Below are 19,879 nucleotides of genomic sequence, written 5' to 3' on the forward strand. Positions count from 1 at the left end.
AAGAGGATAGACTCTTGCTATACTCATTGTATATATATTATGTTTGGCCATAATACATCCTCGCTTATATGTTTTTCTTTATTATATCACCAAAAATAGTGGAGTAAAACGAAAGTTGCCTTTATTTTTATATCTAATTAATCCCATTGTCCTGGAAATCTTAATTTCTTTAGCAGTGGAAACTTCTTATTATATTCCTCCACTTCATCCTTTGGAAGGTTTTCAAAAAGTTCTGATTCATAGAACTTTCCTTTTATGTCTTTCATGCTACCTTCTCCTAGTTCAATTCCCATAAATGCATCAAAGTTTCTACCATTAGCTGTGGTAATATTAAGTTTGTCGCAGGTCTTAAACCCTATTCTAGGATAATAATCTGGTTCTCCAAAAATCACAATACCTTTATAGCCTTTATCTGCAGCTAATTTCATGGTTTCCTTTAATAACAGCTCACCAACTCCACAACCTTGCCATTTGGGCTCGATGCAAAGAGGTCCAAAGGTTACAATTTCATGTATATCTTCCCCATTAACAACTCGTGACTTTGAATACATTATAGCTCCTATTACCTCTCCATCCTTTACTGCTATTCTGCTTAGCTCTGGAAGATAGTCCTTATCCTGGCGCAATTTATGCACAAGGTAATGTTCATCACACCCAAGATGATGCTTATTCCAAAATGCATGCTGAGTCATCAGCTCTACATTGTACCAATCATCCACTGTTTCCATTCTAATTTCTATTTCTTCAGGATTTACTCTTTTCTTTTCTTCTGGAAACCATCCAAATTCCAGCCTTACTTCTTTTCTTTGTAAATCATTGTTCCTGTAGCAACAAGTATCCATACCAATTAGTGTAAAGCCTTCATGCATATAAAAATCTATGGCATTAACATTGCAAGATTGGGTTTCTAGAATAATAGCACGACGACGCTGTCTTCTTGCTTGTTCCTTTGCCATTTCAACTAATGAATGACCTATTCCCTGCTCTTGATATTTTTCTGCTACCCAAAGTTCTGTAATTCTTAGACGATTAGACCATAATTCTACATCAGTTTCAATTGCAGCAACTAATTCATCGTGAACTAATACTCCCCAAGCATAAGCATTCTCCCAGTGATCTTCATATAACTTATCTGGAAAATTATATTCTTCTGGTGTATGGGTTACCGGATCCTCAAAGTCTTTCTTTTCTATGTCAATTGCAAATCCACTATCTGTTTTATTTACTATAACATCATAATATTTTTCTGTTGTATACCTTATTGGAATTATAGTTCCCTTCCAATTCTCCTTTGGTAAATGTACAATTTCATATTCCATAATCTTATCCCCACTTTTCTATACTAATTATTACATTGCCAATCTCTAGCTTTGCAATCTTTTTAGTTACAATATTTCCTTCAAAATTTAGAATTTACTATTCTTTATTATCTTGTGTTTTCTTCTTTGAGTTTCCATATGAAAGAATAATAGCAATAGCAAACCCGCCAAAAATCCAAGGAAATGCAGCATTTAAAAAATCTCTCATTCGCTAACCTCTTTCTAATGCTCTTATATAAAGCACTATTTGTCTTATTATTAAAAACTTATTATCTTTTTATTATACCATATTTTGTAAACATACCATTACTTGAAATACAGTTTTTTACGAAAAAAGCCTTAACCACTAGACATCAATGGTTAAGGCTATACGTCTTAATTAATTGTGATGGAGTTCTCCATAAATACTCTATAAGAGGCCTATACAGTTATACCTAAGTTACCTTAAAATGGACAACGGCATCACATACCATTATCCCTTTCTATATCCACTTTGATATATTCATTCTCTTCTGCCGCTTGCTCTAATAAATTAATGATTGATTCCCCGTAAGAGCCTAAATGTTCTATCATAGCACCTGTGTTACATATGGTGATTTTTTTTAAGGAAAAGTCTGATACCACACAATCCCACAAAGCATCTAAATTTTCACCATAGTAATCAGGCAAAGCTAGTTTCTGCTTTAAATAGGCATGAGTTGTTGCCTTATCAAACATCTTTTCTCCGTTTAATCGAATTTCTTTCATATGTTTACCTCTCTAATATAACTTCTTGAAGGTTTTATAGTGATCATTTGTATAGTAAATTTCGCCATCATTAGAATAAACTATTCTCTCTGCTCCACGATAGCCCCCACTATAGTTGATGTCACATTCATAATACTTTCGACCACTAGCTTTCGGTAATAATCCTTCAAAGTTTCCAAAACTATCCCCTCCAATGGACATTTTGTTCGTTACCTTCCAAAGGTTTCCTTTAGAATTATCCCAACCAAGCTTTTCCGCTTCTTTTTTTGTGATGAAATTAGGTGGCAATGCCTTGAACTCATGAATATATGCTGCCACTTCATCCTTAGTTGAATAATTTTGTCCCTTCTTTACTTGAACATTAGTGCTTTCTGTTTTATTTGGGGGCTGTTCCTTTTCAGTTGGGCTTTCAGTTGTGCTCTCTTTAGGCACAGATACATTTGTACTAGGTGTCTCTGGTGGAGTTATTATATCAGTAGCTTCACATCCAGCAAACACAAATAAAGATAAAATTGTACATATTTTTATTAACCAATTGCTCCATTTAATATTTTTAAGCATGTATATTCTCCTCTAGGTTATTATATTAGTTATGACCATAAGTCTTTAGTTAGTTCCTCAATCTCTTTTTTTCTTTTTTCTGTTTCATTTATATCAATTATTATTTTATCACCTTCAATATCAAGTACATCTCCTTCTTTAGCCTCTTTAGGCAGGCTGTGTCTCTTTATATCTATCATTTCACGATCCTCTTTTTCACAAACAGCATAATCCCCTTCAAATCTATCAATAACAACTTTCACTTTAACCCTCCTTTATTTCTGTATAATTAAAGCTTTCATCTTATTTGGTTATTCCTTTATAACTTCCAGGCTTAACATTAAAGTTAATTTCCTTACCATTTGAGGTTGCAATTATAGTCTTTTGCTCGTCTGTCCTGAACACCGTAACTCCTTTAGCTTTTAATCTATCCATGATTTCCTGAGCAGGATGCCCATATTTATTTCCAGTACCTGCAGATATTACGGCAAACTTTGGATTTACCTTATCCAAGAAAGCTTCACTCGTTGATGTAAGACTTCCATGGTGGCCAACCTTAAGCAAGGTTGCGGATAAATCTTTTCCCGAAGCTACCAATTCCTTCTCTGAGCGAGCTTCCGCATCACCTGATAAGAGGAAGCTTGTGCTTCCGAAGGTAACCTTCACAACTATAGAATAGTCATTCGAATCTTCATATTCACTACTGATGGGTGCCAGCACTGTAACTGCTGCCTCTCCCAGTTTAAATTCCTCTCCAACTTTTGGCACTGTTAAGCTGAGCCCTTTATTTTTTACTGCTGTAACAAAGTCCTTATAAGTCTGAGTAGTTGCTACCTGCTTTGGAAAATAAACCTTTCCTACATTAAAAGAATTAATTACACCATCTGCTCCACCAATATGATCTTCATCCTTATGTGTTCCGATAAAATATTCCAGCTTTTTAACTCCCTGACTTGTGAGGTAATCCTGAACTACCTGTGCATCACCATTATTACCAGCATCAATGAGCATAAATTTATCACCTTGCTGAAGTAAAATTGAATCTGCCTGACCTACATCAATAAAACTAACCTTCAATTCACCAATCACTGGGGTATTGTTATTTTCATCAGAAGTTGTACCATTTAAAGTACTGTAGATAAATCCAATAACAAAGATAACTGTGATAATTGCACTTATTATTTTACTATTTGTATTTTGCTTCAAAATCTCTCCCCCTATTAATTAATTATAATAAAAGGATTAGTCCTTAAACCAATCCCTCTAAAAGCGTAATATTAAGCAGTGCTCCCAAAGACAAATGGTTAGAACAAACCACAGATCCACCACATAACCAAAACATATTTATTTATATGATATAAAACGAAAAATATACTATTTAAAGGTTTTTATTCGTCGCAATCTTTTGCTTCAGTTTCATCTATTTTTATTTGAGCTGGCTTTAATTCAGTTGATAAGCTATTAACTTTAGATGATAATTCTTCATTTGCTTTATGTAAGGTTTTTATTTGGCTTTTTAATTTTATCTGGTTTACAAGTCCTAGAGAAGCCACTATTACAGCTCCTAGTGCAGCTGAAATAAATATTACAAGTGCTTGTGATGCCTCAAATTTATAGAATAACAGATTAATAACAACTGGATTAGCATTAGTTAATGCAAATATTGTAATGATTATAGCAAATACAAGACTCACAATAAACATACCCTGAACCTTTTGCATATTCATCTCTCCTATCTAAAATATTTTTCACCTTTTTATTGTTAACTTTCATAAACTTATTTATTGTAATTTTACATTTAAATTAATCTTCTTGTCAAACAACTATTTCACACAGTTGATTAAAAGAAAGATAGCCCTGATCATTTCTGATTAGGGCTTTTAATGGAATATTTCTCACGTATTAACTTTCCCTATGTACTAGAATCACTGTTCTCTTTCCATCCCACTCCTTGTATAAATAATTAGATTAATTAAAGATTCTCATAAGTATTTTTAAGCAATAAAGCATCCTTTTCCACCATTGGTCCCTCTGAAATTACACACCCTTTCACACTAAAATCTTTTAGTGCCCTTAAACAATCTTTGTAATTGAAATCACTTTCCAATAAAGGAAGATGATTTTTCTCTCCTTTTTCTCCGTAATTTATTCCACCTATATGAATATGCATGTCATCTAACGCAGCACGTCCCAATTCCTTCAACACATATTCAAGTATTTTTGCAAAATCATCATATTTTTTTAAGCTACCATTTTCTCTAGCATGAATATGAGAAAAATCAATACATAATTTACAAGAAGAAACTTCTTTACATAATGAAACTAGCTCTTCTATTGTTCCGAATTGAGTACCTTTACCCGTAGTTTCAAGTCTATAGTCTATGCCTCTATACGGAAGCTTTAGTAAATTTTTCCTTATCGTTTTATAAGTATCTTCTTTTGAATTTTTTAAATAAAAACCTGGATGGAATATAAGGCTTTTACCTTCAACTTTAGCAAGCCCTTCCATGCCATTTATTATTCTGTCTATAGATTGTTGTTGCTTTTCCAATTCTTCTGCATTTAAATTTATATAATGAGACCCATGAGCCGAAAGATAAACACCATTATCTAATTTACTCTTAAATATAATATCTTTATTTTTATCCGTTACATTAACAGATCTTACAAAGAGTAATTCCATTGCATCTAACCCTATGGATTTTATATAATCTATTCCAGATGCATAGTTAAGTTTATTAGAATCATTGCCAATGGGCAAACCCGATATTCCAAATAAAAGTTTTTCCACAATTATTACCATCCCTTTTGTACATTATTGCAATTCACTGATTTTTCTGAGCTTCCAGCAAAAGCTTATGAATATTATAATAAATATCTATTACCAAGTAGCCACTTTTTTTGCAATCTCTCAATATTAATCTTGTTGCTTCTAGACGTGATAACAATATTCCTACCTCACGGAGATTCCCAAATTATTCTACATATCTAGGATATTGTCTCCATGTATAGCAAGGGCTATGCTTTCTAAACCCCGTATATATGTCACAGATTTTACTTTTATCTGAAAATGGATAGTTACTGCCTTTTTATATAAATATATTTTCTCCATCACCATGTACTCTCTCACCTCAAGGTCTTTGTCAAACTCCTCCTGTACCTTTTCAATTTTGTTATATGTTTCATCATCAATTACAATTTCCCAACCATCACAACAAGTATCTTCACACCTTGAGGCTATGCATTTAAATTCTTTTAAATAATCTGGTACTGGAACTTTCATTTTTTACCTCGAATCATTTATATTTTTTTAATTATGAACAAGTTCATTTTGTAGAGCGACTTATGAAGGAGATTCAATTCCAAATAAAGTTTAATTTTATGCCAAGGACTCCCTCCAATTGAGGATGGGGGAATTATCCTCGAAAAATGTCGTTTAGTCATCATTTAATTTTAATATCAATTGATGAAATCTTAAAGTTCCTAACTTTTATAATAGGCAAATTTATTTTAATTCTAATTTGATTACATCTATTAACAGTAATACCGAACAAACAATGCGTAAGAACTAAAATCTCACAAATATTTAAATGCAGAATACACTGGTACTATGTAGTATGGCGAGACTTGAATACCATTAATTCCAGTAACTTTCCATCCAAATATAGTTTGCTATATGGGATACTGAAGCGCCTAACACAAGAGCTGCTCAACCTTTTTAAATAGCTTAGACATTTGCCCTTTTAGCATTGGCTGATTGCATTTATATATCTTGGCAGACCATTAATATGTGTACCTAAATGTTGTTTTCATCAACATAAGCGCCAGCAATTTCATGGTGCAAGTCTTTGAACTTGTCAGTTTGATTTTCAGACAGAACTCCACAGCTCGCTCAGATCCCCAAGCTAGTTGGCTCGGCCATGCACAAACCCCAAAATCCAAAACTAATTAAAAGGAGATAAAGAAATGGTGCAAACAAATACTTATCAATGTAATGAGCAAGCCACATACAAGAACGCCATTTTAGGTCCATTCTATGTTGATTTTCCTGAAGCGGAACTTATAGAATTGCGCAGACGCATAAAGGCAACAAGATGGCCTGAGAAGGAAACAGTGGCGGATACATCTCAAGGTGTCCAGCTTGCAACAATTAAGAGACTGGCACACTATTGGATCACAGCTTACGATTGGCGCAAGTTCGAGGCAAAGCTGAACGCCCTGCCACATTTCCTCACAGAGATTGATGGTCTGAACATTCACTTTATCCACATTCCTTCAAAGCATAAAGATGCTTTGCCCCTCATCCTTACCCACGGATGGCCCGGCTCCATAGTGGAATTTATGAAGATTGTGGACCCACTTACAAATCCTACGGCACATGGCGGAAAGGCATCAGATGCTTTCCATCTTGTGATTCCGTCGATGCCCGGCTATGGGTTTTCAGGCAAGCCCACCACCACTGGTTGGGACCCCGTCCGCATTGCACGTGCCTGGACAGAGCTGATGAATCGACTTGGATACACCAAGTATGTGGCTCAAGGTGGCGACTGGGGCGCGATTATAACGGATTTGATGGCCGTTCAGGCTCCTCCGGGACTGGTTGCCATTCACTCAAACATGCCTGGGGTGTTTCCACCTGACATTGATAAGGCAATCCAATGCGGCCTTCCGATGCCCTCTGGTCTCTCAGCAGAGGAAAAGCGCGCGTACCAGCAACTAGACTTCTTCTACAAACACCTTGGCTATGGCAACATGATGGGTAGGCGTCCTCAGACGCTAACTGGGCTGATGGACTCGCCTGTGGGTTTGGCAGCCTTTATGATTGACCATGATGCGCGTAGTCTGGAGTTAATCTCACAGGCCTTTGCCGGACACCCTGGAGGTCTTACGCGAGACGATGTTCTTGACAACATCACGCTCTATTGGTTAACAAAAACTGCGATTTCTGCGGCTCGTCTCTATTGGGAGAACAAATTCCCCTTTGTCACCGTGAAGGGCGTCTCCATCCCTGTTGCAGTGAGCGTGTTTCCTGATGAACTCTATCAAGCCCCGCTGAGTTGGACGAAGCAGGCGTATCCCAAACTCATGTATTATAACAAGCTCGACAAAGGAGGGCACTTTGCGGCATGGGAACAGCCTGAGCTTTTTACTGCAGAACTACGCGCCGCTTTCAAATCACTACGCTAATCGGAGTCAATTGGAATGCCCTCACTCAGATGCCACTCGGCGGTTCGTTCTCGATAGCCAAAGGCTGGCTTATACTCGGGTAAACTGTATTCTCAATTTGGATTTGAATATATAAAACCAAAGTCATGAGGTATGAAAAGAAAGCGATTTAAATAGTTAAGGGTGAATATTATTATTCACCCTTGAAATTTATAAAAGACCTTTTCGAAACCCTGATTATATCTTTCTTGATATTATTATCGCAGGGTTCATTTCTTCCTTCAGTTTCTTTTTTACCGATTAACAGAACTTTATTAAAAAACCTCTATTTAGATGTCCTTGATTATAAGAAAATATTACTTTCAAACACCTAACTTAAATGGTAAAATTATGCATATGTAAATTGTATTAAAGTGTCACCACTATCAGTTTGCTTTATGGGGGGGGAGAAAACATATGATAATTAAAACTAGCTTTGGAAAACCAATATATGAATTTTTAAATAAGAACAAAATTATTAACCTTAACTTAATTGGTTTCTTAGAAAACGTACCAGATGCGGAAGTTTATGTTGATAATGAAGCCAATCCTACAGGAGTGGTAGCAAGAAAAGGTTATTTTAGCAGCTTATATACCGAGAATGATGCTTTCCTTAATGAAGTTCTTGATACATTGTATAAAGAGGATGGGTTCTATGGGTTCAGGGCAGTATACAGACCAATAGCAGAAAAAATAAGAAGTAGATTCCTTGTTAATTGGGAAAGTTTAAATGCACTTTATTATCATCCAGGGAAGGAAGTTGATTTAAGCCGTATACAAAATCCAGTGAAATCAATTGATATAATGGATGCAGAAATTATAAATCATTACTACACATACAAGGACGAAATAAGTCTGGACAAAATAAAGGATGATATAGAAAATAGACCATCTTCTGCAATATATGTTGACGGTGAGATTGCTTCCTGGGTACTAATTCACAATGATAATTCAATGGGTATTATGTACACTAAGGAAGATCACAGAGGAAAGGGGTATGCAGAAGAGGTTACCCTTGACCTTGCAAACAAGATATTGAAATCAGGTCATGTACCATTCCTTACAATTGTAGATGGAAATAACATGTCCCCAGGACTTGCAAAAAAATGTGGGTTTATACATGAGGGGGTTTACACTGACTGGTTTGGAATAATTTCAGGGACTCCTAAAGAGTTTATAGCTTGGCATGATGAATGTGATAAAAAATTTGAACAAGCTATTGAAACAGTAGGAGATCAATTACCAGCAACCACTGAAAAGCTCCACTCCTTGTATATTCTTAATGGAAATGAAAGTGACTCTGTATCAATTTCGGAAGATTTCAAAACTGAAGTTGCTGACACTATGGAAAGAAAGCAGATTTGGTGTACTACCCTTGCGGAAGGATTAGATATCAGCATTGACAAAAGAAGTGAATTCGTTGAAAAAGTTATGAGAATTGTTACTAATGAAGAAAATGAATTCAAGCTGATTTTAGGCACAATTAATGGAAAGCCAGCTTCTACTGCTGCCTTTTTAAGATTATATGATGATCTTTGCGGCGTATATATGGTTTCTACAACTGAAAAAGCTGATAAAGACAAAATTATCGGAGCAACCTTAACAGAAGCACTTAAGAAAGTAAAAGAGTATAATATGTATTTGTGTTTTGTTAATTCAGTTGAATCAGAACTCGAGGTATACAATAAAATAGGCTTTATTCACAGCCATTACAGGGAACTAGCGAAGTAATAAATTATAATTATTTAGTAATCCGTTAGAAAAAAAGTTAGGTGACTTCCGGTATGACTTGGCCTCAACTTTTTTACATATTAATCAAGGTTTTTTTGTGTAAGAAAAATAGGCTTATCTCCTTGAGATAAGCCATTTAATATCTTTATAACGAAATGAACACTTTATAATTTAAGTTGATACAACCCACCAATATATTGTACTAACCTTGCTTCATTTTCATATATTTTTCAGCCACTATTCTTACCAACTTATCTGCTGTGTCACGATTTAGAGGCATTATCGTTTCATGATAAATATAATAAATTAAGTATGAGTGTAAAGCTTCATATCCACCTTTATCATATTCATCGTGGTTTAAGCTTTTCAATACAGGTTGCAATGACATGACTAATCTCAAGTGCATTTTATCCAAAGCTTCCATAAACACCTCATATTTATTTTGTAACTACATATGGTTATATAACTTATCCTTACTTAACAGTAGGCCAAAAAAGCATAAAAATTATTATATTTATTAAAATTATAGCACATACAAATTAATAATATCCACCTATTACCTTTTATTAATCATTCTGCATGTACGATTAAATTATTCTCAGTAATCATATCAATTTTCATTCCTGTTACATCTCTTAGGTTTGAAAAATAGCAAGGCAACCCTCTATTCCCTAAAAAATCAGGTCCATCCATTAGTTGAAAATGTAAGTGTGGACAGTTTGAAAGCCCTGTATTTCCAAGTTTCCCAATTACCTGTCCTTGTTTAATAAAATCGCCTTTTTTTATGGTTAAACTATATGGAATCATATGTCCATAGAAAGAACATTCATCATTATCGTGTTTAATCACCGCATAATTTCCGCACTGGGCAGGTATAAAACCATATTCTTCTATAAGAATTTTTCTTTCATTCCAATTCCATGGAGAGATTCTAGAATAGCTATTATAACAATCTACAACTTCACCCTCTGCAATAGCAAGAATATCAGCACCATATGCTGGGAAATCCTCATTTTCCATATTCTCTTTATGCATTAGTTTTAATTCACTGTTATATTGAGACATATCAATAGCAAATTCCATAGAGTAATGTGGACGATGATCTAACAAGTTATTATAGTTTCCGCAAGTTGACCATGCACCTTTAACTGGAAAAACATATTGGTTTTTATTCTTGTATTCAACTACAGGTATTTTTAAGCTATCTTTGTATTTCTCCATATTCTTAAGATAAATAACATTAACTATCAGCTCATCTATAACGGAATTGTATACAATTATAAAACTTTCATTAAAAATACCTGTTTCTTCATTTGGTCCTATTGAAATAGATTTTGCAAAGTTGGACTGATTCCAAAAGGTTGTAGAACCAAAGTACAAACCTAACCCATAAATTGATGTGAACCTAAATCCCTCATAAAACTTTTGGACTAAGTTTTCCAAGGCCTCTCCTATATAATTGACTACCTTTACACTTCTGCCTAAAGACTTCAATTCAAAGGATATATCAACTAATGTGATAGTTTCAGTGGTATCATTTTTTATTCTTAATCCATGTAAAACAAAATCCGATTGCACATATCCATGGCCCTCACTTGGTACATTTATAATAAAATCCTTGGAACAAATATTTATTTCCATGTTCATTTTCCTCACTTTCACTTGTGTTATGTATAGAGATTCAAAATTCATAGCCTAAATACTTTCTGCTGTATAATCTTATTAAAACTATTAACTTTCTTGTTTCACTCTGTTTCCAACTTTTAGCTTTATTCTATGACAGTGTAAATGATCATATTGAGAATACTCTCTTCCATTATGTTGAATAGTTATCATTTATCCAGCAATTTATGTAATCACTCCCATAAAATTCTATTTTAATAATATCACTCAATATATTACTGCCTCAACCTTAGACATTTTTCTGAAGCAAAAATGTGCCACAAGCATTTAACTTATGGCACATTTTTTATTCATTTTCTCTTTTCATTTTTAAAATGATTCTTTGTATACTTTTTAGAGATAAATAATATTTCTCAGAAAGATGATCTATAGAAACTCCCTCCTGATAATCCTTATAAATACATAAATTTCTATCAGTGGTTTCCTTTTTACTTTTGGTAGTTTCTCCCCAAGGCTTTCTGTTACATTCCTTTTTAGGAATATAAATATATTCACCCTGAATATAATTTTGAATTAAACTTAATATTTCCTCTGGCAACACATCTGTTGCTTTTACATAGCTCATTTATATGCTCCTCCTAAATATAACTTTTCTTTAGGATCGAGCAAAGGCTATCTTAATTTTTAATCATTAATTTTTATGCAATAGCCTTTGCTACGCATAAATAACATATTTCCTCATACAGTGTTCCCCCTTTTGTGTACCAGCTATATTAAACTAGTATAGCTAAGCTTCATTGTGCTTATAGTTATATAATAACATAAATTCTTTTATATGGTAAATCTATGCTGCATCATTTATTTACTAATATATTATGAATCAAGGTTTGATTTAGGAAGTGATGTTATCTTTAGAAAAATCACTTCAATATTTCTTGTATTTTCTACTAGAAGTGGTTTATCTAAAATAGATACACATATAAAGTTCAACTTCTTGCAACCTTTATCCTTAATAAATACTAAATTACTCTTCTAATTCCTAATAATATTATAGACTAAATTTCGAGATTGTTTATCTATACCTTTGAAATCCAAATTAACTGCTAAGATTTAACCATACTTCCATAACTCCATCAAACTCCTTACCTAACGCCTCTTTCCTAGAATACAGCTTATTAAGCTCTTCATAATGTAGCTTTGAGTCAGTCATAGCGAGCTCAAGATCTTGTATTTCTCTTTCGAGGTTTTGAATCCTTGTCTCAACTTTAGATCTTTCAGCTTCCTTGTTCTTATTTTCATATGAATTTGTTTGTTTCTTAACCTTTTTATTCTTTTTCCCTGAATTATCACACTTTAATTTCGCAGCTTTTTCAAGGTTTGCAGCCTCATCATTTGTAACCTTAAGCTTTAACTCTTCTTTAACTTCTTTATAATAATCATAATTACCAAGATAACTTTTAAAACCATTATCTTCAATGGCAATTACTCTATCACCTATTTTATTAATTAAATATCTATCATGAGATATGAAAAGTATTGTTCCTTTAAATTCTTCCAGAGCTTCTTCAAAAGTTTCTATTGAGTCAATGTCAAGATGATTAGTAGGCTCATCCAGTATCAATAAGTTTACATCTTCAAATAATAACATACCAAGTTTTAATCTGATTTTCTCTCCACCAGATAAATGCTTAACTTTTTTAAATACACTTTTACCACAAAACATGAATTTAGACAAGTATTCACGAGCCTTTCCTTCTAGTATTGAAATATCTTCTCTGAAACATTCAAGTACAGTAAGTTCCTCATTTTTAAAGGTAATTTTCTGTGGCAAATAAGCTACTTTTACATTAGCACCTAATTCTACTGCACCGCTATCTGCCTGCTGCTCCCCTAATAGTATTTTAAGGAAAGTGGTTTTACCACTACCGTTTGGCCCTATTAATGCTGCTCTTTCACCAAAACTAATGAATAGATCTGCATCCTTTAAAACAACCTTTTCTTCAAAGGATTTAGATAGTCCTTCTGCCTTTATTGTTACATTGCCAGATCTTTCAGCTTCTTTAAAGTTAAGCTTCATATTATTTCTATCAAACTTAGGTTTTTCAGTTCTTACATATTGGCCTCTAGTTCGATAAAACTTGTCACTTTCAATATCACTACTTTTCATTTTATCAAGTTTCTTTTGTAGGCTGGCAGCTCTTTTAAAGAATTTATTATTATCTACCCTATTCGCCCAATCCCTTAACTCCTTTATAGTGCTTTGTAGCGTCTTAATCTCCTTTTCCTGTTCCTTATACCTATGAAACTGCTCCAGCATATTTTCTTCTTTTTCCTTTACAAAATCAGAGTAATTCCCTTTATAGGTCTTACTTTCCATATCTTCAATTTCTACAATTTTTGTTACTACATTATCCAAAAAGTATCTGTCATGAGCTACAATAATTACAATGCCTTCATATTTCTTAAGATAAGCTTCAAGCCATTCAATTGAATCCATATCTAGATGATTTGTAGGCTCATCTAGTAGTAATATATCTGGATTATCAATGAGGAGTTTACCAAGAAGCACCCTTGTTTTTTCACCACCACTTAATAAATTAAATTCCTTATTTAAAAAGCTTTCTTCTAATTTTAACCCCGTACAAATCTTACCTAATTTTTCTTCAGTATTATATCCACCTTTAACTTCATATAATTCAATTAGCTCGCTGTACTGCTTCAAAGCTTTTTCTAAACTATCACCTTCTAAAAACTTCATTTTATCTTCTAATTCTCGGATTTTATTCTCCATGGAGTAAACCTCATGAAACGCTAACTTTAAAACATCAATAACTTTTACACCATCTTCATATTTAGGTATTTGTTCAAGATACGCACAGGTAGCTTCTCTTGGCACACAAACAAAGCCTTCATCATATCCATAGCTTGAGGTTTGAGGGTAACCTGGGTAGTAATTCATTGGCTCTACTCCAGCTATTAGCTTAAGAATAGTACTCTTTCCACTTCCATTCACTCCTACTATTCCAATTTTCTCTCCTGCATACACTTGAAAACTTATATTTTTAAGAACAAGAGTAGCATCCATATATTTTTTTACACCATTTAACGATAATTCAAACATAAAAAATTCCTTCTTTCATCCATTATTTATGTTTATCCTCTTAATGAATAGGCAAAGAAATTTTCAAACTTCCATACTTTATTAAAGCTCACACTTTACGTTAAGAATTAACCACCACAAATAATTACTCCACCCACAGATTTACACCTATTGATAATTTACTACCCAAATACCTTTACAGGGAATAGATATCCATCTGAAGTGTGGTTAATTTTTAAAAATAAAAAACTGTAAGAAGCTCTTATCTTCTTACAGTCTGAAAATTCTTTATTACACTATATGCTTAAGCATAGAACTACATTAATATAACGGTATCAACATGTTACGCTATAATGCAGATTTCTTATTTAAACATATATATTATAATTTATTGAAGTTCAGTAAGGTAAGTTACTTTCTAAATGCCTTATTTCATAAGGAGCATAACAATAACACCTAAAATAATTAGGCAAATTAAAACTCATCACAAAATACATATTAAATTAAAATAATTTTCAAATTATACTTTAATCAATATTAGCAATTAGCTGGTGTCATAACTTACGTTCCCCTTTCAACATGTTTTATTTGCAATTTTATCTTGTAGTCCCTGAAATCTTTTTTCTAAGTATATTGTATCAGCTCTATATAATGCATAAAACCTCAATCTTATTTCATAAAAAAGAATGAGGCAGAAATGCTTGCTACTATATATTCTAAGATTCTTTGTAGGTTACAGGATTCATTAAGGAACCCGGTACATTGCACATTCATTTACCTCATGAAACCACTGTTACTTATGGTACAATTCAGAGTATTGCTGTAATTGCATTTTTTCTATTCTTCTAGTAACTAGATAACTTCAGTGCATAACACCATATTTATAGTTTGCATCCCTTACATTGCTCCAAACATATTGTATCTCTATTTTTGCCATTTTCTGATCCATGGGTATATCCCACAACCTTAAAATCCTTGGCAAGACGATGAGCTAAATTATCATAGTCTTCATACTTTGCTCTAAGGCAGGTTGAAAGATGGACTACTTCCACACTATTATTAATTAATTTTTCAATTTTACGTTCTAAGTCTCCCCCTACATGGGTAAATGCAACTAACTCCACCTCAGTACCATAATCTTTAAAGGCATCAATTCTCTTGTTAAAGGCGTTAAAACATCCTTTTCCAGTACATACATCCATGGTATCTTCATTTACTAAAATAGCAATTTTCATATTTATCTCCCTTTCGTAATAAAATCAAACTTACAAACTTTTGCGTTATTATGCAAACCCATATTACTTAAAATCTGCATTAAATGTTTATTATATCTTTTAATTACTACTTAAGCGGTGATATATATCACAGATAACATATAATTCCATTTACTATTACAAAGATCTCCTCAACCTTTTTATGAAAACTTAGTGATTATTTGAGAGTTTTAAGCCGTAATCATTTATGGTACGATGCAGCGCAATGAATCTAAATGCGGCTTAATATTTCTCAGCTCAATAGCAAAAGGACCTCTTCTATCATTAGTGAGAGGTCCTTTATGGTTTATAAACTTTCATTATATGGAAAGTTTTCCCATATACTATTCACTTCTTTTTATCTAATTAATAAAATTTCACTTGAAAATATTTCACTCAATAAAATATGCACAGCTATAAATTAGGGTGCTAGTACTTATGGTTACCACAGGATTTCCATTAAAGCTTCATAGTATTTTAGGACGGATGTTTTTGTGTTTGCACCGAAGAATAGCCTTCAATAGATTTTACTCTTTCAACTGAAAAATGGCCTTTAACAACATTTTGGAAGCTTCAAGTCTCCCATCTTCTAAAGTGGCAGTTGTTCAGCCTAAATAAGTTGCTTTGGTAGCAGTGAAAATCTGCTTCCAAAGTTGTTAACAAAATGAACTTGTTCATTACTTAATAGGCTTTACCTTTCAATCATAGTTGTTTATAATCAAAGCTCATGTTACTTCCTGATACCATGTTCTTTATTATGACTTTATTGCCCATAACTTCCTGTTCTCCAATTAAAATAACATTTTCTACACCTAATTTATTGGCATAATTCATTTTTTTCTTCAAGGAATCATCATCAAAGTATAACGTTACTGCATAGTTTTTCTCTTCTAAGTATTTCATTACCTTACAGCAGTATTCTATTGTATCCCCTATAGGTATTATTAAATAATCTAAATTACCCTTGATTTTATAATTATCTATAAAACCAATTTCTTTTAAAACAAAGAATAATCTTGTTATTCCTATGGATATACCAACACCGGGTAATATATTGCTAGTATAGTTCTCAGCTAAATTATCATATCTTCCTCCAGAGCAAATAGAACCATAGCTTTCATTCCCTATGAGCATAGTTTCAAAAACAGTACCTGTATAATAATCTAATCCTCTTATAATTTTTAGATTTATTTCAAACTCTTCATCCTCTACACCTAATAGTGATAACATGCAGCAAACCTTATTTAACTCCTTTACTCCCTCAAGGAAGTATTCATTTTCAATTTTAAGATTTAAAAGTTTTTCTCCTATTTCTTTGCTACTACCCTTTATATCTAATAGATTATTAATATATTGAGATTTTTCAAAGCCTATAAGGTCCTCTAACTCACTGGAGAAGCTCTCCTTGCCTATCTTATCGTATTTATCTATTAAGGCCATAACTTCATTAATTTCATCAATATTTATCTCACTTAATATGCCTTTTAAAATTTTTCTATTACTTATTTGAAACTTATAATTACTTAATCCTATTGCCTTAAAGGCTTTAGAAGCTAGGCTAATAACCCAAGCATCATTATCCACACTTAATTTATCTTTGCCGATAACATCTATATCACATTGATAAAATTCTCTATATCTCCCTCTTTGATTTCTTTCTCCTCTATAAACTTTTCCTATTTGATATCTTTTAAAAGGAAAAACCATATCGTTATAATATTGTGCAACATACCTAGCAAAAGGTACTGTTAAGTCAAATCTTAGGGCTAGCTTGTTTTTTCCCTTTTCAAAGGAATATACTTGCTTCTCTGTTTCTCCACCACTCTTTGCAAGCAATACCTCTGCTTTTTCAATAATTGGGGTATCTATTGCTAAACAGCCATTGTTTTCATATACCTTTGTTATTTTTGCTACTATATCATTAAATACTTGTTGTTCCCTTGGTAATAACTCCATAAATCCTGGCAGAATACTAGGTTTGATTATCTCGTTTTTCATTTTGCTCACTCCTATATTTTTTTAGATAACAAAAAACCATGTAGGCAAGTATGCTACATGGTTTAAATAAATTATGATTACACTTAATTTATCATTACCAGAGATACAAGCCTAACTCCAAATAGACTTGTATCCGTTTTTAAACAGATCAAGTCTCTAGTAATGATGATGTATTAAATTTGCTTTAATAGTATTAAGTGTACTCATAACTTTCCTCCTGAAAATATATTATTAATTATAATACATATATTATTTTTATTTGTCAATTTTGTTTACTTATTTAATCCTGATTTCTTTATGGTAGGGTTCACCACAACATAAATAACAGAAGATTTATTTAATTTCGCTTAAACTTCCTCCTTTTTCAAAGAAACGCTCAATGTTCCTTTCAACTGCTGAGTCAGGAATTAGTGGCGGTGCAAGGTGTGGTTTTATACGAACATCGATAATCATATTGTCACAGCACCAGTGTTTGTTTTCATAACAACTATTAACACCATAAATATCGTGTGAAGGGTTGCTTCTAGTAAATGCGGCCCAGAAAAAGTTTTGAAGGGAACCACTTATAAATGAACTATCATCGCAAAGAATAATCATTGGACAAGATTCCATGATACCTCTCCTTTGAATATCTGAGCATAACTCCTTTAACTGGATTTTCGCCTCCTCGTAGTTTAAAAACTCTGGCCCTTCAAGGGCAACGATGCCTGGCATCACTAAAAGTGGATTTCTAAAATTACTTAACCCCTTTAATTGATTTGGTACTTCTTCACACAAGTTTCTTTTTTTGTCTCCATATGCGGCAATTACTACCTTGCTGCCTGTATTTAGTCCTGTTCCCGAATAATCAAGAGTATCAATGGTTGTATTTGTTTGAAAATGCAGGTCTCGACGGAGGTCTATACGTTCAAGTATATATGTTAGAAATTCTACTTCTTTATGAGTATTTAAAGTTTGGTTTTCTTCAGCCGTAATGAATAAATACTTAGCTAAACTTAGCTGTCCTGTTCCTAAAATTCGGTTTGCAAGAGTAAGTATTTCAGCTGGTTGTTTAACCTTCTGGTATGGTGTGTAACGTTCGCTTCCGATTGCAAACAGCAGTGGATGAACCCCAGCTGCATCCACTGCATGAACTTCTTTCACCCCAGGAATTTCTTGTTTTACTGCATTACCTGTTAACTCATGGATAAGCTCCCCGAAAGCTGTATCTTCCTGAGGTGGACGTCCAACAACTGTAAATGGCCAGATAGCATTTCGCTTAGCAAATACTTTATGAACCCTCATTAAAGGAAAATCATGAATAAGACTATAATATCCTATATGATCGCCGAAAGGGCCTTCAGGCTTAGTTTCACCAGGACAAATTTCCCCTGTAATTACAAAATCAGCATCAAGACTAATGCAATAGCCATCAACATAAGTGTATCGAAAATTTCGACCTGCTAGTAGACCTGCAAATGTCATTTCACTCATACCTTCCGGTAATGGCATGATTGCCGCCAGAGTATGAGCTGGAGGGCCTCCAATAAAAATACTCACCTTCAAAGGAACACCTAGTTTGTTTGCTTTTTCTTGGTGAACCCCTATACCACGGTGAATTTGATAATGCAAACCAACTTCTTCATTCAGTTTATAATCATTACCATTTAGCTGAACACGGTACATTCCTAAATTACTATTCATAATTCCAGGTTTTTCTGGATCTTCTGAATAAACTTGAGGTAAAGTGACAAAGGCCCCTCCATCACCAGGCCAATGGTGAATAAGCGGAAGGTCAGAAATTTGTATTTCCTTAAACTCAGCTAATTTATTACTTAGTTTTTTTAATGGCAGTGCCTTTGATGCGGAGAGTCCAGTGCTAAAATGTTTTAGTGGGGTTTTCAATATATTCATTGGATCATTGCGCAATGCAATCACGTTCTTTGTTGCCTCAAAGGTATTCTTAAAAATAAACTTGCTTCTCTCTAGGTTACCGAATAAATTTGATACTGCTGGAAACTTGGATCCTTTTATTTTTTCAAAAAGCAATGCAGGCCCCCCGGCTGCGTTAACTCTCAAATGTATAGCCGCCATCTCAAGGTACGGGTCCACTTCTTCACGTATCCTGATTAATTGACCAGATCTTTCTAAGTCAAGAATACATTCTTCTAAATTACAATACATTCTTTACTCTCCTTTTTTCTTCAGATAAATTTAATGTGAATATGTAAATAATCATTATTCTCAATAGTGAGGGTAATTCGATCTTATTCCCTTAGGTAAATAATACAACGAAACTAACAGTGATGCAAAGAAAATCCCCCTCTAATTATTAATGTATTGTACACACTTATTAAGAAACCTTTCTACCATACTTGTACAAA

The 19,879-nt window shown here is 33.4% G+C and carries 17 protein-coding genes; 2 read left to right on the forward strand and 15 right to left on the reverse strand.

Annotated features, from left to right (window positions below):
- Positions 1-137: 137 nt before the first annotated feature.
- The 8 genes from RR409_RS04515 to RR409_RS04550 all read right to left on the reverse strand — a co-directional run bounded on the left by RR409_RS04515 (position 138) and on the right by RR409_RS04550 (position 5,889).
- On the reverse strand, positions 138-1,319 hold the full coding sequence (locus RR409_RS04515) for a GNAT family N-acetyltransferase (RefSeq protein WP_332556534.1): 1,182 nt from the start codon (positions 1,317-1,319) through the stop codon (positions 138-140).
- A 462-nt stretch (positions 1,320-1,781) separates the two neighbouring features.
- Positions 1,782-2,066 carry a barstar family protein gene (locus tag RR409_RS04520; RefSeq protein WP_332556535.1) on the reverse strand — a complete coding sequence of 95 codons (285 nt, stop codon included), beginning with the start codon at positions 2,064-2,066 and terminating at the stop codon, positions 1,782-1,784.
- 12 nt (positions 2,067-2,078) lie between these two features.
- Positions 2,079-2,627: a ribonuclease domain-containing protein gene (locus tag RR409_RS04525; protein ID WP_332556536.1), complete on the reverse strand. Its 549-nt coding sequence runs from the start codon at positions 2,625-2,627 to the stop codon at positions 2,079-2,081.
- Positions 2,628-2,656: 29 nt separating this feature from the next.
- The gene (locus RR409_RS04530) at positions 2,657-2,869 is read right to left on the reverse strand and encodes a DUF3006 domain-containing protein (protein WP_332556537.1); all 213 of its coding nucleotides are present in this window, start codon (positions 2,867-2,869) and stop codon (positions 2,657-2,659) included.
- 40 nt (positions 2,870-2,909) lie between these two features.
- Entirely contained in the window at positions 2,910-3,812 is a 903-nt protein-coding gene (locus tag RR409_RS04535) for a ComEC/Rec2 family competence protein (protein WP_332556538.1), read from the reverse strand.
- Between the two features lie 182 nt (positions 3,813-3,994).
- Positions 3,995-4,327, reverse strand: coding sequence for a LapA family protein (locus tag RR409_RS04540; protein ID WP_332556539.1), 333 nt, complete (start codon positions 4,325-4,327; stop codon positions 3,995-3,997).
- A 251-nt stretch (positions 4,328-4,578) separates the two neighbouring features.
- Positions 4,579-5,397: a TIM barrel protein gene (locus RR409_RS04545; RefSeq protein ID WP_332556540.1), complete on the reverse strand. Its 819-nt coding sequence runs from the start codon at positions 5,395-5,397 to the stop codon at positions 4,579-4,581.
- A 189-nt stretch (positions 5,398-5,586) separates the two neighbouring features.
- Complete coding sequence (locus tag RR409_RS04550; protein WP_332556541.1) at positions 5,587-5,889, reverse strand: hypothetical protein; 303 nt, start codon at positions 5,887-5,889, stop codon at positions 5,587-5,589.
- A gap of 683 nt (positions 5,890-6,572) precedes the next feature.
- On the opposite strand from RR409_RS04550, the gene RR409_RS04555 reads away from it, so the two are divergent.
- Both RR409_RS04555 and RR409_RS04560 read left to right on the forward strand, forming a co-directional pair.
- Positions 6,573-7,793 carry an epoxide hydrolase family protein gene (locus tag RR409_RS04555; RefSeq protein ID WP_332556542.1) on the forward strand — a complete coding sequence of 407 codons (1,221 nt, stop codon included), beginning with the start codon at positions 6,573-6,575 and terminating at the stop codon, positions 7,791-7,793.
- Positions 7,794-8,228: 435 nt separating this feature from the next.
- Positions 8,229-9,542, forward strand: a complete 1,314-nt coding sequence (locus tag RR409_RS04560; RefSeq protein WP_332556543.1) for a GNAT family N-acetyltransferase — start codon at positions 8,229-8,231, stop codon at positions 9,540-9,542.
- Positions 9,543-9,744: 202 nt separating this feature from the next.
- Here the strand turns inward: RR409_RS04560 and RR409_RS04565 are convergent, their stop codons facing one another.
- The 7 genes from RR409_RS04565 to RR409_RS04595 all read right to left on the reverse strand — a co-directional run bounded on the left by RR409_RS04565 (position 9,745) and on the right by RR409_RS04595 (position 19,679).
- Positions 9,745-9,966, reverse strand: a complete 222-nt coding sequence (locus RR409_RS04565; protein ID WP_332556669.1) for a hypothetical protein — start codon at positions 9,964-9,966, stop codon at positions 9,745-9,747.
- 146 nt (positions 9,967-10,112) lie between these two features.
- Positions 10,113-11,183, reverse strand: coding sequence for a M23 family metallopeptidase (locus RR409_RS04570; RefSeq protein ID WP_332556544.1), 1,071 nt, complete (start codon positions 11,181-11,183; stop codon positions 10,113-10,115).
- 328 nt (positions 11,184-11,511) lie between these two features.
- Positions 11,512-11,790 carry a CD3324 family protein gene (locus RR409_RS04575; RefSeq protein ID WP_332556545.1) on the reverse strand — a complete coding sequence of 93 codons (279 nt, stop codon included), beginning with the start codon at positions 11,788-11,790 and terminating at the stop codon, positions 11,512-11,514.
- Between the two features lie 471 nt (positions 11,791-12,261).
- Positions 12,262-14,286, reverse strand: a complete 2,025-nt coding sequence (gene abc-f / locus RR409_RS04580) for an ABC-F type ribosomal protection protein (RefSeq protein WP_332556546.1) — start codon at positions 14,284-14,286, stop codon at positions 12,262-12,264.
- Positions 14,287-15,146: 860 nt separating this feature from the next.
- A complete protein-coding gene (locus RR409_RS04585) occupies positions 15,147-15,500 on the reverse strand; it encodes a CGGC domain-containing protein (RefSeq protein WP_332556547.1) in 354 nt (117 codons plus the stop codon).
- 720 nt (positions 15,501-16,220) lie between these two features.
- Positions 16,221-17,516 carry a histidine--tRNA ligase gene (gene hisS, locus RR409_RS04590; RefSeq protein ID WP_332556548.1) on the reverse strand — a complete coding sequence of 432 codons (1,296 nt, stop codon included), beginning with the start codon at positions 17,514-17,516 and terminating at the stop codon, positions 16,221-16,223.
- 333 nt (positions 17,517-17,849) lie between these two features.
- Positions 17,850-19,679, reverse strand: coding sequence for a UbiD family decarboxylase (locus RR409_RS04595; protein ID WP_332556549.1), 1,830 nt, complete (start codon positions 19,677-19,679; stop codon positions 17,850-17,852).
- Positions 19,680-19,879: the final 200 nt, after the last annotated feature.

The organism is Clostridium sp., from assembly GCF_036642255.1.
GTDB lineage: Bacteria > Bacillota > Clostridia > Clostridiales > Clostridiaceae > Clostridium_J.

Bases quoted from the DNA above. Each gene is read 5' to 3' on its own strand.
- RR409_RS04540 (WP_332556539.1), bottom strand. From the start codon at position 4,327: ATGCAAAAGGTTCAGGGTATGTTTATTGTGAGTCTTGTATTTGCTATA.
- RR409_RS04595 (WP_332556549.1), bottom strand. From the start codon at position 19,679: ATGTATTGTAATTTAGAAGAATGTATTCTTGACTTAGAAAGATCTGGT.
- RR409_RS04575 (WP_332556545.1), bottom strand. From the start codon at position 11,790: ATGAGCTATGTAAAAGCAACAGATGTGTTGCCAGAGGAAATATTAAGT.
- RR409_RS04550 (WP_332556541.1), bottom strand. From the start codon at position 5,889: ATGAAAGTTCCAGTACCAGATTATTTAAAAGAATTTAAATGCATAGCC.
- RR409_RS04585 (WP_332556547.1), bottom strand. From the start codon at position 15,500: ATGAAAATTGCTATTTTAGTAAATGAAGATACCATGGATGTATGTACT.
- RR409_RS04555 (WP_332556542.1), top strand. From the start codon at position 6,573: ATGGTGCAAACAAATACTTATCAATGTAATGAGCAAGCCACATACAAG.
- RR409_RS04565 (WP_332556669.1), bottom strand. From the start codon at position 9,966: ATGGAAGCTTTGGATAAAATGCACTTGAGATTAGTCATGTCATTGCAA.
- abc-f (WP_332556546.1), bottom strand. From the start codon at position 14,286: ATGTTTGAATTATCGTTAAATGGTGTAAAAAAATATATGGATGCTACT.
- RR409_RS04525 (WP_332556536.1), bottom strand. From the start codon at position 2,627: ATGCTTAAAAATATTAAATGGAGCAATTGGTTAATAAAAATATGTACA.
- RR409_RS04520 (WP_332556535.1), bottom strand. From the start codon at position 2,066: ATGAAAGAAATTCGATTAAACGGAGAAAAGATGTTTGATAAGGCAACA.
- RR409_RS04560 (WP_332556543.1), top strand. From the start codon at position 8,229: ATGATAATTAAAACTAGCTTTGGAAAACCAATATATGAATTTTTAAAT.
- hisS (WP_332556548.1), bottom strand. From the start codon at position 17,516: ATGAAAAACGAGATAATCAAACCTAGTATTCTGCCAGGATTTATGGAG.
- RR409_RS04570 (WP_332556544.1), bottom strand. From the start codon at position 11,183: ATGGAAATAAATATTTGTTCCAAGGATTTTATTATAAATGTACCAAGT.
- RR409_RS04515 (WP_332556534.1), bottom strand. From the start codon at position 1,319: ATGGAATATGAAATTGTACATTTACCAAAGGAGAATTGGAAGGGAACT.